The sequence below is a fragment of the Streptomyces sp. NPDC005202 genome (assembly GCF_040608235.1).
Lineage (GTDB): Bacteria > Actinomycetota > Actinomycetes > Streptomycetales > Streptomycetaceae > Streptomyces.
In genome coordinates this window covers 218,305-230,819 of sequence record NZ_JBEXHW010000003.1, presented here as the reverse complement: position 1 = coordinate 230,819, position 12,515 = coordinate 218,305, and the positions used below count along the sequence as shown (strand labels likewise).

Genomic DNA, 12,515 nt, shown 5'->3' with positions numbered 1-12,515 from the left:
ACATCAGCTCTTTCCCGCATTCTTGATCGAACCCGCCCGGGGGAAAGAATGTGGCCACAGGTGTGGATCAGCACTCGGGAGGCGCCGTGACGAAACCAGCAGAGCCGCGGGTGTCGGGCCTGGAGATCCGGTCCATCGACTACGTGCCCCTGGACGAGCGGCATGGCAAGCTGTGGCACCTGGGGCCTTTGTGGTTCATGTCGAACGCCCAGATCGCCACACTGGCGGTGGGGCTGATCAGCATCACCCAAGGCGGCAACCTTCTCTGGTCGCTCATTGCGATCGTGGCGGGTGCCGTCATCGGCACCTTCTTCATGGCCTTCCACTCGGCCCAGGGCCCGCAGCTGGGGCTCCCCCAGATGATCCAGTCGCGGCCCCAGTTCGGCTACGTCGGGGCCCTTCTGGTGTGGCTCTTCGCCTACGTGCAGTACGCGGGCTTCAACGTCTTCAACAGCATCCTCGCCGGAGACGCCCTGCACACCACGCTGCACGGCGGCGTCAAGCTGTGGGTGGTCGTGGTCACCGTGGTCGCCCTGGTCATCGCCCTGGTGGGCTACGACGTCATCCACCGGGCCGAGCGGATCCTGACGTACACCTTCCTGGTCGTCTTCGGGGTCTTCACCGTGGGGGTCCTGGTCACCCTGCACTACCCGCCGGGCTCCTTCGACCTCGGCGGCTTCAAGTGGACCCCGTTCCTCGCCCAGTTCGGCGTGGTCGCCGGCTACCAGATCAGCTGGGCCATCTACGTCTCGGACTACTCGCGCTACCTGCCGCCGGACGTGACGGTCCGCAAGACCTTCTACTGGACGTACTTCGGGTCGGCGCTCGGCGGCATCTGGCTGATGGTGCTCGGAACGCTGCTCGCCGCCTGGGCGGGCAAGGACTTCGAGACGATCCGCTCGATCAACGCCGCGGGCGACAAGGTGTTCAGCGGCTTCGGCGCGATCGTGCTGCTGTTCGCCGCCCTCGGCCTGGTGTCCGTCACCGCGCTGAACATGTACGGCGGGTCGCTGACCCTCATCAGCGCCATCGACTCGTTCAAGAGGGTGCGTCCGACGCTCGCCGTACGCCTGGTGACCATCGGGCTCACCGCGGCTCTCTCCCTGGTCGGTGCGCTGGCCGCGACGTCGAACTTCCTGGAGAACTTCAACAACTTCCTGCTGCTGGTGCTGTACCTGTTCATCCCGTGGACTGCGGTGAACCTCATGGACTACTACGTCGTGCGCCGCGGGCACTACGCCATCGCCGAGATCTTCAATCCGCACGGGATCTACGGACGCTGGGGCTGGCACGGCATCATCGCCTACCTGGTGGGGTTCGCCGTCATGGTGCCGTTCTTCTCCGTCGGCAAGCTGTACGTGGGGCCCGCCGCCGAGGCACTCGGCGGAGCCGACATCTCCCTGTTCATCGGGCTGCCGGTCGCCGCGCTGCTGTACTGGTGGCTGACCCGGTCGATCGACGTGGAAGCCGAGCAGCGTCTGGCCGAGGCCGAGGCCGAGGAGCTGGAGCGGGCCGCGCACGAGCACCGCGAACCCTGACGGCCGGCTTCACGGCCCGTCAGGGCGGATTCCCGACCGTTCCCGGACTTCAGGCACCGCTGGACGGCGGCGCCGTGGTGCCGCGCACTTCGAGGAAAGGGACGGTGAGATCGACCGCGCGGGGGCGGTCCGGGTCGTCGATCCGGTCGAGCAGCCGCTGCGCGGCGCGTCGGCCCACGTCGTGGCTGGCGTTGTCCACCGTGGTCAGCCACAGATGACGCAGCCGGGAAAGATAGGTGTTGTCGTAACCGACCAGGGAGAGGTCGCGGGGGACGTCAAGGCCGCTCTCCTCGGCGGCCGACAGCGCGCCGACGCAGGCCATGTCGTTGACCGCGAAGACGGCGGTCGGCCGCTGCGGGCGGCTCAGGAGCCGGACGGTGGCTCGGTAGCCGCCCTCCTCGGTGAGGTCGCCCTGTTCCACGACCGCCGTGCCGGACAGCCCGTGCTCCCGCATGGTGGCCTCGAAGCTGCGGCGGCGCAGCCGGCCGACCGCGCCCTGGCCGGCGATGTGGGCGATGTGCCGGTGCCCGAGGCCGATGAGGTGCTCGGTGGCCAGGCGGGCGCCGTGCTCGTCGTCGCCCGCGACGATGTCCACGCCGGGCAGCACCGGTTCGCGGGTGCCGGCGACGACGGTGGGAACCCGGCCGGCCGCCGTGTGCAGCGCCCGGGGGTCCTGCAGGGTGCCGACGGCGACCAGGCCGTCGACCCGCAGTTCGGTGAAGGTGCGGGTGAGGTCCTCGCCGAGGCGCCGGTTGAGCTGGCCGTCGGCCAGCAGCATGTGCAGGCCGCTGTTGTACAGCCGCGAGTTGAGCCCGTCGAGGAGTTCCACGAACCAGGGGTTGCGCATGTCGTTGAGCAGCACGCCGACGGTACGGGTGCGCCGCTCGCTGAGGCTGCGGGCGGCGGCGTTGGGCCGGTAGCCGAGCTCCTCGACCGCGGCGAGGACGGCCGCCCGCTTCTCCGGGCGGACGCTCTCGGAGCCGCGCAGCACCAGCGAGACCAGGGACTTCGACACGCCGGCCCGCGCGGCCACGTCGCGAATCGTCGGGGATCTCATGCAGTGGACCGTTCCATAGCGTCCCGGCCCTTGTAAAGGGCTCTTGACACCTGCTGTATCAGCATCCATGGTGAGCCACCAGGTTATGGATCGGTCCAAAGAAGGGCTGTCATGGTGAATACGCTCGGCGTCGCCGTCGTGGGATTCGGCTGGATGGGACGGGTGCACACCCAGGCGTACGCCCGCGTGCCGCACCACTTCCCGCACCTGGCGGTGCGGCCGCGCCTGGTCACCGTCGCCGACGAGGTCCCCGGCCGGGCGGAGGAGGCAGCCGGGCAGTACGGGTTCGTATCGGCGACCCGCGACTGGCGGGAGGTCGCCGCCGACCCGCGGGTGCAGGCGGTGAGCATCACCGCCCCGAACTTCCTGCACCGCGAAATCGGCGTCGCCATGGCCGAGGCGGGCAAGCACATCTGGATCGAGAAGCCGGTCGGCCTGACCGCCGCCGACGCCCGCGCTGTCGCCGACGCGGCCGCCAAGGCCGGTGTGCGGGGCACGGTCGGCTTCAACTACCGCAATGCACCCGCCGTCGCCGCCGCGCGCGAGATGGTCGCCGCCGGGGAGATCGGCACGGTCACGCACGTCCGCATCCGGTTGTTCAGCGACTACGCCGCCCACCCCGAAGGCGCCCTGACCTGGCGGTACGAGCGGGAGCGGGGCGGCAGCGGGGTACTGGGCGACCTGGCCTCGCACGGCATCGACCTGGCCCGCCATCTGCTGGGCGAGATCGACTCGCTGACCGCCGACACCGCCGTGTTCGTGCCCGAGCGGGCCCGCCCGGCCGGTGCCACCGCCGGCCACACCCGCGCGGCCGGTGGCGAACTGGGGCCGGTGGAGAACGACGACTACGTGAACTGCCTGCTGCGCTTCGCCTCCGGCGCCCGCGGGGTACTGGAGGCGTCCCGGGTCTCGGTCGGAGAGCAGAACAACTACGGTTTCGAGATCCACGGCACCAAGGGCGCGCTGTTCTGGGACTTCCGCCGCATGGGCGAACTCGGCGTCAGCCGCGGCACCTCGTACCAGGACCAGCCCGTCAGCACCGTCTACGTCGGCCCCGGGCACGGCGAGTACGCCGCCTTCCAGCCAGGCGCGGCCAACGCCATGGGCTACGACGACCTGAAGGTCATCGAGGCCTACCACTTCCTGCGCTCCGTGGCGGAGGGCGCTGCGTACGGCGCCACACTGGACGACGCCGTGGCCGGCGCGGTCGCTCTGGACGCCATGGCCCGCTCCGCCGAGCGGCGGACGTGGGAGAGCCTGGCCTGACCACCGTGCGGATCGAGTGATCGGCGCGACACCATCGCGTGCATCCGCGTCGTCCGCGATGACCACAGGCCGGCGGCGGCCTCGTCCCGGTCGGCTGCTGCCGGAACTCCTCGCTGCCGGCGGGCAAACCCGGTGCTAGGCGCTGCGGTCCCGGAAAGGGCCGGTGGCGGTGAAGGCCAGCTTGGCGAAGCGTTCGCCGATGCGGCGGTGCGTGGCGGCGTCCGGGAGGAGCTGGTCGGGCAGGGGGAGCTCGGCGGAGTCCGCCTCACCGTAGAGGTCTCGGCCGTCGAGGTAGTGCAGGTTGGGGTCCTCGGCCGCCCGCTGCTCCACGATCCGGGCCAGTTCGTCCCGGGTGACGGTGAGGGTCAGCTTCCCGCTCGCGCGCTCTGCGGGATCGCCTGCGGCCCGGAACCGCAGTTGCCCGGTGCTGAGGGCGGTGAAGTCCGGGGCGCTGGGGCCGGGGGTGTCTTCGTGGATGGGGCAGTAGAGGGGCGAGACGTCCAACAGCGGTGTGGTGGGGTGACCTTCGCGGATGGTGTCGAGGAAGCCGTGGACGGCGGGGGTGAAGGCGCGCAGGCGCATCAGGTCGGCGTTGACCAGGTTGATGCCGATCTTGATGCTGATCAGGTCGGCTGGGGTGTCGCGCGGGCGGTGAACGGGTCGAGCAGGGCGCTGCCGCCCAGGCCCAGGTTGATCAGTTCCACGCCGCCGAGGGAGGCGGCGCGTGCGGGCCAGGTGGTGGTGGGGCTCGCGGCGTCGGAGCCGTGGCTGATCGAACTGCCGTGGTGCACCCACACTTTGCGGCCCCGGTCCGGTGCGGGCTCGATGGGGGCGTCGGTGCGCAGGGCAACGAGTTCGGTGGTCTCGTTGTGCGGCAGCCAGATCTCGACCTCCTTGTCGCCGTCGGGCAGGTCGGTGAAGCGGAGGGTGCCGGCCGGGCCGGGCTGGTTCTCGGCGGTCCCGGAGGTCATGTCGATGGTCAGGGTGTTGCCGCCGGTCACGCCGGCCCGCCTGGCCGGCCAGACGGCCGTCGACGACCAGGTCGTACACGCCGTCCGGACGGGGCGGGGCGCCCACGTAGACCCGCTTGGTGGGCAGCGTGTCCAGTTCGACGGCGGTGGCCCGGGTGCGGAAGACCAGCCGTACGCCGGAGGGCTGGGACTCGGCCATGGCGAGTTGCCCGTCGGGGCACTGGGCGCAGGCCCGGGCGGACAGTCGGTGCGGCAGGACGCCGTGTGCGGTGTGTTCCAGGTCGAGGGCGCCGCGCAGGATGTCCGCGGTGATGGGCGTGGTGATCCAGTGGTGCTCGGTGTTCATTGTCCCAGCCAGTTGATCAAGATGTGGGAATCGTTCGGGTACGCCGATGTGCCGTGGCCGGGCGTCGGCGGCCTGCGGATGCTGCGACGGCGGGGTTCAGGGTGCGGACCAGTTCCGTAGCAGGGCGTCGAGGCGGTCCAGGATCCATGACCAGGTTTCCTGCGTGTCGACGGCGGTGTGGCTGAAGCCTCCAGCGGCCTCCAGGCTGATGTAGCCGTGGAAGACGCTGCCCAGCAGCCGGACGGCGTGTGTCTGGTCCGGCTCCGTCAGGTCGTAGCCGCGCAGGATCGCCCGTGTCATCTGCGCATGCCTGCCCCCGGCGCTCGCCGCCGTCTCCGGGTCGAGCCGGAGCTGGGCTGCGGCGTAGCGGCCGGGGTGCTCCCGGGCGTAGTCGCGGTAGACGTTCGCGAAGGCAGTCAGGGCGTCCTTGCCGGCGCGCCCGGCCAGGGCGGCGGCGACCCGGTCGGCAAGTTCCTCCAGGGCGAGCAGGGCGATCTTGGTCTTGAGGTCCTGGGAGTTCTTCAGGTGCGAGTACAGACTCGCGACCTTGACATCGAACTGCCTGGCAAGCGCCGAGACGGTCACCTGGTCGAAGCCGACCTCGTCGGCCAGATCCGCCCCCGCCCGGACCAGGCGTTCCGTGGTCAGTCCTACGCGCGCCGCCATACCCTTCCCTCCATCCACCTGAACCAATTATGCATTCACCTAAATCATTTAGGCAATTGGCTTACTGTTGATGAAGCCGCTGACGCTGCGCGGCGTTGATGACGAAGGGGGCCAGCGACCAGGACGCCTCGCCCTGGTGGCGGGTCGCGGCCGCACGTTTGTGCGCCGGCAGGGAGACGCAGCGCGGTGCAGTGCCGGTCGTGGCGCAGGAGACCATACGCTGGGGCTCTTCCTGCCGGCGTACGTCGGTGGGAGCCGCGGCGCAGGGGCGAGGCCGACGACGAGGACACAGCCCGTCAGCTACAGGACCCGATCGGATCGGTGGCTGTGGTCCGCTCGTCCGGTGCGCGGCGTCGAGGACGGCGAGTCCGTCACCGGTGCACGGCCACGCCCTCAGGGCCCACCGGTCAGGAACCAGTCGAGGGCCGCGGTCAGCTCTGCCGGTTTCTCCACCGGGAGTTCGTGGCCGGCGTCGATGATGCGGACCACGGCGTCCGGGTAGGCCTTCGCCATCCGCAGCATCTGCTTCACGGGCAGTTGGACGTCGTGGTATCCGTGGACCAGCAGCGCGGGGACGCGGATCTCGGGGACCCGGTCGAGGACGTCGAAGGCGCGCATGGCCGAGTAGCACGTCATGACGACCTCGCGCGGTGTGGCCGAGGAGGCCCGGATGTACGCGCGGATCTCCTCACGGGGGTAGCCGGGGGCGAAGGCCCGCTGGATGTTGGCGGCGACGAACAGCTTGAACGGCACGAGCGTCGACACCGCCATCAGCAGCCCCCTCCCCCGGCTGTAGGTCATCCGGCTGATCGAGTTCACCAGCACCAGACGCTCCACCCGCTCGGGGTGGCCCAGGGCGATCGACTGCGCGATCATCCCGCCCATGGAGTGGCCGACGAGGACGAAACGGTCGATCTTCAGATGGTCCAGCAGGATCAGGACGTCGCGGGCCAGTTCCTCGATCGTCCGCGACCCCGCCCCGCTGCTTTCGCCGTGCCCGCGCAGGTCGAGCCGTATCACCCGGCGCTTCGGGGCGAAGTGCTCCAGCTGGTGGTCCCAGCGGTGCCGGTCGGCCGTCCAGCCGTGGACGAACACCAGGGGCACGCCGTCACCCTCGCGGGGGCCCTCGTCGTCGTACGTCAGTATTGCGCCGTCGACTTCGAGCTGCGGCATGGGGTGCCTCCTGGAGAGCGGTCGGTTACTGGCGAGTACGGTAGTCGGCCACCCGGGCAGCCGTCATCGCCGTTTGCCGAGGAAGTCCAGGATGTGACCGAACACGTCGAGGGCGGCGCCCCGGCCCAGGAACGTGTCCAGGTGGCCGTAGCCGGGGATCTCGGTGTACGCCACGTCCAACTGCGGCTGCCGGTGGGCGAGTACGTCGTGGCACAGCTTCTGGGAGTCCAGCCACAGCCCGTTCTCGCTGCCCGCGAGCAGCAGGACGGGGGTGTCGATGCGGCCGGCCGCGTCCAGCGCGTTGGGCGGCAGGGCCCGGTAGCGGTGGTCGGTGTCGTGCCAGCGGACCACGCTGCGGGCCAGCTCGATGCGGCGCAGGTGGGGCATGATCCACAGCGGCGCGGGGCCGAGGAGTTCGGCGAGCCGGCCGTGGGTGGCCTCGGACAGGTTCTCGTGCACGAAGAGCGAGGCGCCCGTACCCCAGGCGGAGTTGTGCAGGATCTGGCAGGTGGGGTCCGGGCAGCTCGCCTTCCGCGAGGCCAGCGCGAACAGCGGGGTGTACTTCGACCACAGGCCCACCTTGCGGAAGTCGACGGGGATGTGGTCGATCCGGGTCTTGAGCAGTTCCCCGGCCACCGTCATCCGCAGCGAGGTGCGGCCGGCCAGCTTCGGCGTCAGGAACACGCCCTGGGACACCACGCCCGCGAGGCCCGGCACCAGTCCCGCCGCCATGCTCAGCGACAGGGTGAGGGAGCCGATGCAGTGCGCGACCACGAACAGCGGGCGGTCGCCGATGCGTTCGCGGATGTGGGAGACGGCCCCGGGGATGTCGTACAGGGCCACGTCGTCGTACGTGTACGTCTGGCCCGTCTCGTTGTACGGCAGCCGGCAGCTGCCGCGCCAGTCCAGCAGCCAGGGCTCGTAGCCGTCGTCGAGGAGTACGTCGACCAGGTTGCGCGTCTCCGGCAGCAGGAACATGTCGGCGGACGCGGTGTGGCCGTGCAGGAGCAGCACCGCGGGCCGGTCCGACTCGCCGGTGTCGACGCGGGTCAGGCCGAGCCGGACGCCGTCGCCCGCCCGGAAGGGGATCTCCTCGACGGCCGCCGGGTCGAGGCGGTGGTGGAGGGGGCGCAGGCCCGGGGTGGTCCTGACCCGGCGGAGCGTCGGCCTGGGGGCTCGGGAGTTCGTCGTCCTGAAGATCATCGGTGGTGCTCCGTGAAGGTCGGGGTGCGGCGCAGGTCGAGCAGGTCCGCGGCGGCGCGGGCGAAGGGGCCGAGCAGGCCGCGGCCCATCTCCAGGCCGAACCAGGCGAGCCAGGTCAGCTTGGCGGCCCGCTTCTCCCGGCTGGTCAGGCGCGGGTCGACCTTGATGCCGTCGATCTGGTCGCGGACGTAGGAGTCCGCGGGCACAACGACGTCGCCCGCCAGGCTCGCCGGTTCGCCCTCGCGGCCGATCTCGACGGTCAGGGCCCGGGTCTGGCGCCACAGGTCGCGGCGGGCCCGGGCGTACTTGCGGCCCTCCAGCCACCAGTGACCGCCGTCCGCGTCGCGCAACCTCAGCCGGTAGCATAGGAGTTGGTGCTTGAGACCGTGCTGCTGCGGGATGCCCTCCTCGGGGCGGATCCAGATGTCCCCGCGCTCGACGGTCAGTGGCTCGGGGTGCACCGCCGCGCACACCACCTCGCCGGTCACGTCCACCCGGCGCTCCTTCACCAGCTGGTACATGCTCGCGATGGAGAGGGTGAGCGCCATCGAGCAGGGGGTGTCGGCAGGGGTGCCGACCGGGCCCACGCTGCCCTCGGTCGTTTCGGAGAACCACAGGTAGGGCTGGTCGTCCTTGTGCGGCAGCCGGGCGAGGCCGTCCTGGGCGAGCCGCTCGAACGTCTTCAGCTGGGCCTGCGCGTCGTAGCGGGCCGCTGGCGGCAGCCCGAGCGCCTCGACCAGCGCGGCGGTGCGGTCGCCGGTGACGGCCGGGCCCTTCAGGGTCGCCTCGCACAGCTTGAGGGCGGTGGGGCTCTGCAACACCCGGGTCAGGAAGGCCAGTTCGGGCACCGGATCGGCCTCCAGGCGGGCCAGGGCGTCGGTGCGCCACTCGTCCCAGTCCTGGACGCGGACGTGCATGCCGCCGAGCGCCATGTCCCGTATGACGTCGTCGAGGGTGTTGGGCACGCCGGTGAGGTTGTAGTCGTAGCCCCAGGCGTCGGGTTCGCAGATCACGGCGACCGCGACCCGGCTCACCCAGTCGACCGGGGCCGCGTTCAGGCAGCGGAAGGCGGGAACGGTGCGGAAGCGGCCGAAAGCCGAGATCAGGCCACTGCTGAGGTCCTGGGGGTTGTAGGCACCCGTCTTGGTATGGCCGCCGATGCCGCCGGGGCGAAGGGCGGTGACCACCAGACCGTGGTCGCGGACCCGGCGCAGGGCGACCTCGGCGGCCCACTTCGACTGGTCGTAGCCGGAGATGAGCCGGTCGACGTGGGCGAGCGGGTCGTCCTCGCCCATGGAGGTGATGCCGACCTCGTTGAAGACGGCGATCGAGGAGATGTGATGCAGCGGCTTGGGCCGGCCGGTGGCCGCGAGCTCGGCCAGGGTCAGCGCGCCGAGGACGTTGCTCCCCCGCAGCGACTGGTAGCCACGCAGGAAGTCCACGGCCGCCGCCACGCCGACGACGCTGTCCAACTCGTGGGCGAGCATGTGCCACAGCTCGTCGGACAGGCCGAGCCGCGGCTGCCTGATGTCACCGGGGAGCACGGTCACCCGGCGGCGGACCTCAGAGGACCAGGGCAGCCGGTAGCTCCTGAGCGCCTCGCCGAGCCGGGCGACGGCCGCCTCCTCGTCGGCCGCGCGGACCAGGCAGTACACGTGGGCGTCGCTGTGCCGCAGCAGGTCGAGCAGCATGTGGCTGCCGAGGAAGCCGGTGGCACCGGTGAGCAGGACCCGGCGGGGCGGCAGCGGCTCGGGCACGTCGGTGAACGGCAGGCGGTCGGCGAGGGCGAGATCGGCCAGGATCTGGTCGAGGTCCCCGCGGCGGGCCCGGGTGTACGGGTCGTCGCCGGTGCCGGCAGGCGAGGTCGCCGTCGCCGGGGTGCGCGGAGACGGGATCGGGAGGGTACTCGGGGTCGAGGAAGCGCTCGCCGAGGTAGCCGCCGGGGTGCTCGCCGGGGTCCCTGAAGCGCCCGTTGCCGACAGCCAACGCCGGGCGAGGCTGATCGGCCGGGCGTCGGCGAACACCTCGTCCAGGTCGAACTCGATGCCCAGCTCCCCTTCCAGCTCCGCGACGAGTTCCACGGCGTGGACCGAGGTGCCGCCGGCATCGAAGAAGTCGGTGTCGGGCGACAGCAGCCCCCCGGGCAGATAGCGGCCCGCGGCGGCGGCGATGGTGGCGGCCAGGGCACCCACGTCCCGGGGCGGGGTGGGGGCGTGGGAGTCCCCGTCGGTGCCCGCCGCCGTCACCCTGGCCAGCAGGTCGGTCACGCTGAGCCCGCCGCCGCCCCGCTCGATCGACTCGGCGGTCGCCCGCCGTCCGGCGTACGACGCCGCGTCCTCGTTCACATCACGCATGAGAGCCCTTCACGTTGTGCCCTGTCCTTTCCTTCACTGCCGCCGGGAGCCCTTCGCTGCCGCCGGTGGTCTCGCGCTGCCGCCGGTGGTCTCGCGCTGCCGCCGGTGGTCTCGCGCTGCCGCCGGTGGTCTCGCGCTGCTGCTGGGCGTCCCTCACTGCTGCTCCCAGGACCGGAACGCCCGCAGATGGTCCGGCGTGACCACGGCCTCCAGGCGTTCGTCGTCCTGGTCGCCGCCACCGAGCGCGGCCAGCAGCCGCCGGGCCGGTACGTTGCGCGGGGTGCGCTCCGCCGTCAGCCGGACCTTGGCGCACCCCAGTTCCTCGGCGCGGTCGGCCAGCCACTGCAACAGGCGTTCCTCGACGCCCCGGCCGAGGGCTCGGCAGCTCATCAGCCAGGCGAGTACGTCGAGTTGGTCGCCCTCCGCGCGGAGGGCGAGGAGGCCGATCTGGCCGTAGTCGCCGAACCGGTCGCGCGCCGCGGCCGTCCACACCTCGCCCCGCTCCCGCCACCGCGCGACACCGCCGCCGTCGGCCGACCGGGCGCGGAGGGTGAACTGGTTGGTACGGCGGACTAGTTGCTCGGCCCGCTGCACGTCGGCCCCGGACAGGGCCCGGATGTCGACCTCCAGCTCCAGCCGGGCGAGGAACTCCTCGAAGCCGGCCTGTTCGCGCACGGCCTCCCGCTCCCGCTCCTGCTCGTAGAACCGGGCCCGCAAGGCGTCCTCAGCGGTGGCCGCTGCCGGGACCAGCGGCCACAACCGGCCCAGGAACTCCTCCAGTTCGTCCACCGGAGGGCAGGTCACCGACAGCACCTGCGGCAGCGCCGACCGCATCTTGGCGATCTCGGCCGGGTTGTCGTCCAGGAACAGGAAGCTGTCCAGGCCGAGGTTGAGCGTCCGCGCGGCCTGAGCCAGCCGGCCCGGCTTCGGGCCCCAGGCGGCGGAGAGCACGCTGAAGTGCTCCGCCTTCAGCAGGCTGTCGGGGCGGTCGAGGACGGCCCGGACCGTGGCCTCGTCGTTGTTGCTGACCAGCACCAGCAGCGCGCCCGCCCGGCGCCACTGCAGCAGCCTGCGGGCGAGCAGGGCACGCGGGCCGGTCAGGTCCACCGCCTCGGGACCGATCTCGCCGGCGATCCCGCCCCACAGGGTCTCGTCGCCGTCCACCGCGATCACCTTCGGCGCGGGGCGCAGCACCGCCCGTACGGCCTCGGCCAGGCGCAGGGCCACCGCCGCCTGGAAGGCCGGGGTGAACGGCAGGTGGGCCAGCCGCTCGGTCCGTGCGTCGAAGCGTTCCTCGACGGCGTGGTGCCGGGTCCACTCGTCGGGGCCGAGCACCGCGATGCCGGGCAGGTCGGCCAGGTCGGCGGCGATCTCCCGCTCCCATCGCGCGAGGCGCTCCTCCTCGCGTGCGGAGGGCAGGAAGCCGACGATCAGCGGCGTGCGGGTGCGCTCGGACAGGGCCTTCAGCGCGGCCGGGTAGGCGGTGCGCAGCTCGGCGAGCAGCGCGTCGTCCACCGGGCCGAAGCGCTCCAGGTCCACCGCCCGCAGCAGCACGATCCCCACGGCGGCCGAGGGGTCGGCGAAGACGCCGGAGGGGTCCTGGAGGCTGGCGAGCACCTGGTGGTACGGCGCTTCGGCGATCGTCGGAGCGCCGTCCGCGGCCGCGTCGCCGACCGCCGCCTCGCACATCAGCGGCAGGTTGCCGAGGGCGAACGTGGCGGCGAGCGCCAGGGACCGGCGCGGCGCGGGCACTGCGGCAGCGGCAACCTCGGCAGCCGGAACCTGAACAGCAGCGACCTCGACGGCAGCAACCTCGGCAGCCGGAACCTGAACAGCAGCAACCTCGGCAGCGGCAACCTCGGCAGCCGGAACCTGAACAGCAGCGACCTCGACGGCAGCAACCTCGGCAGCCGGAACCTGAACAGCAGCAACCTCGGCAGC

8 protein-coding genes and 2 pseudogenes are annotated in these 12,515 nt (G+C 71.6%); 3 read left to right on the top strand and 7 right to left on the bottom strand.

What is annotated here, in order from left to right:
- Positions 1-86 precede the first annotated feature (86 nt).
- Positions 87-1,538: a cytosine permease gene (locus ABZV31_RS07665; protein ID WP_355889540.1), complete on the top strand. Its 1,452-nt coding sequence runs from the start codon at positions 87-89 to the stop codon at positions 1,536-1,538.
- Between the two features lie 49 nt (positions 1,539-1,587).
- On the opposite strand, the gene ABZV31_RS07660 is transcribed toward ABZV31_RS07665, so the two are convergent.
- Positions 1,588-2,595 carry a LacI family DNA-binding transcriptional regulator gene (locus tag ABZV31_RS07660; RefSeq protein ID WP_355889537.1) on the bottom strand — a complete coding sequence of 336 codons (1,008 nt, stop codon included), beginning with the start codon at positions 2,593-2,595 and terminating at the stop codon, positions 1,588-1,590.
- 111 nt (positions 2,596-2,706) lie between these two features.
- On the opposite strand from ABZV31_RS07660, the gene ABZV31_RS07655 reads away from it, so the two are divergent.
- The gene (locus ABZV31_RS07655) at positions 2,707-3,861 is read left to right on the top strand and encodes a Gfo/Idh/MocA family oxidoreductase (protein ID WP_355889535.1); all 1,155 of its coding nucleotides are present in this window, start codon (positions 2,707-2,709) and stop codon (positions 3,859-3,861) included.
- Between the two features lie 135 nt (positions 3,862-3,996).
- On the opposite strand, the pseudogene ABZV31_RS07650 reads toward ABZV31_RS07655, so the two are convergent.
- The 6 genes and pseudogenes from ABZV31_RS07650 to ABZV31_RS07625 all read right to left on the bottom strand — a co-directional run bounded on the left by ABZV31_RS07650 (position 3,997) and on the right by ABZV31_RS07625 (position 12,191).
- A pseudogene (locus ABZV31_RS07650) lies at positions 3,997-5,178 on the bottom strand (lipase).
- Between the two features lie 96 nt (positions 5,179-5,274).
- Positions 5,275-5,844, bottom strand: coding sequence for a TetR/AcrR family transcriptional regulator (locus ABZV31_RS07645; protein WP_355889532.1), 570 nt, complete (start codon positions 5,842-5,844; stop codon positions 5,275-5,277).
- A 393-nt stretch (positions 5,845-6,237) separates the two neighbouring features.
- Positions 6,238-7,017, bottom strand: coding sequence for an alpha/beta fold hydrolase (locus ABZV31_RS07640; protein WP_355889530.1), 780 nt, complete (start codon positions 7,015-7,017; stop codon positions 6,238-6,240).
- 63 nt (positions 7,018-7,080) lie between these two features.
- Complete coding sequence (locus tag ABZV31_RS07635; RefSeq protein WP_355889527.1) at positions 7,081-8,220, bottom strand: alpha/beta fold hydrolase; 1,140 nt, start codon at positions 8,218-8,220, stop codon at positions 7,081-7,083.
- Positions 8,217-10,574: a thioester reductase domain-containing protein gene (locus tag ABZV31_RS07630; protein ID WP_355889524.1), complete on the bottom strand. Its 2,358-nt coding sequence runs from the start codon at positions 10,572-10,574 to the stop codon at positions 8,217-8,219. Before ABZV31_RS07630 ends, ABZV31_RS07635 begins: the two co-directional genes overlap by 4 nt.
- Positions 10,575-10,727: 153 nt before the next feature.
- Complete coding sequence (locus tag ABZV31_RS07625) at positions 10,728-12,191, bottom strand: HAD-IIIC family phosphatase (protein ID WP_355889521.1); 1,464 nt, start codon at positions 12,189-12,191, stop codon at positions 10,728-10,730.
- Positions 12,192-12,194: 3 nt separating this feature from the next.
- On the opposite strand from ABZV31_RS07625, the pseudogene ABZV31_RS07620 reads away from it, so the two are divergent.
- Positions 12,195-12,515 (top strand): annotated as a pseudogene (locus ABZV31_RS07620) (hypothetical protein); the annotation flags it as partial.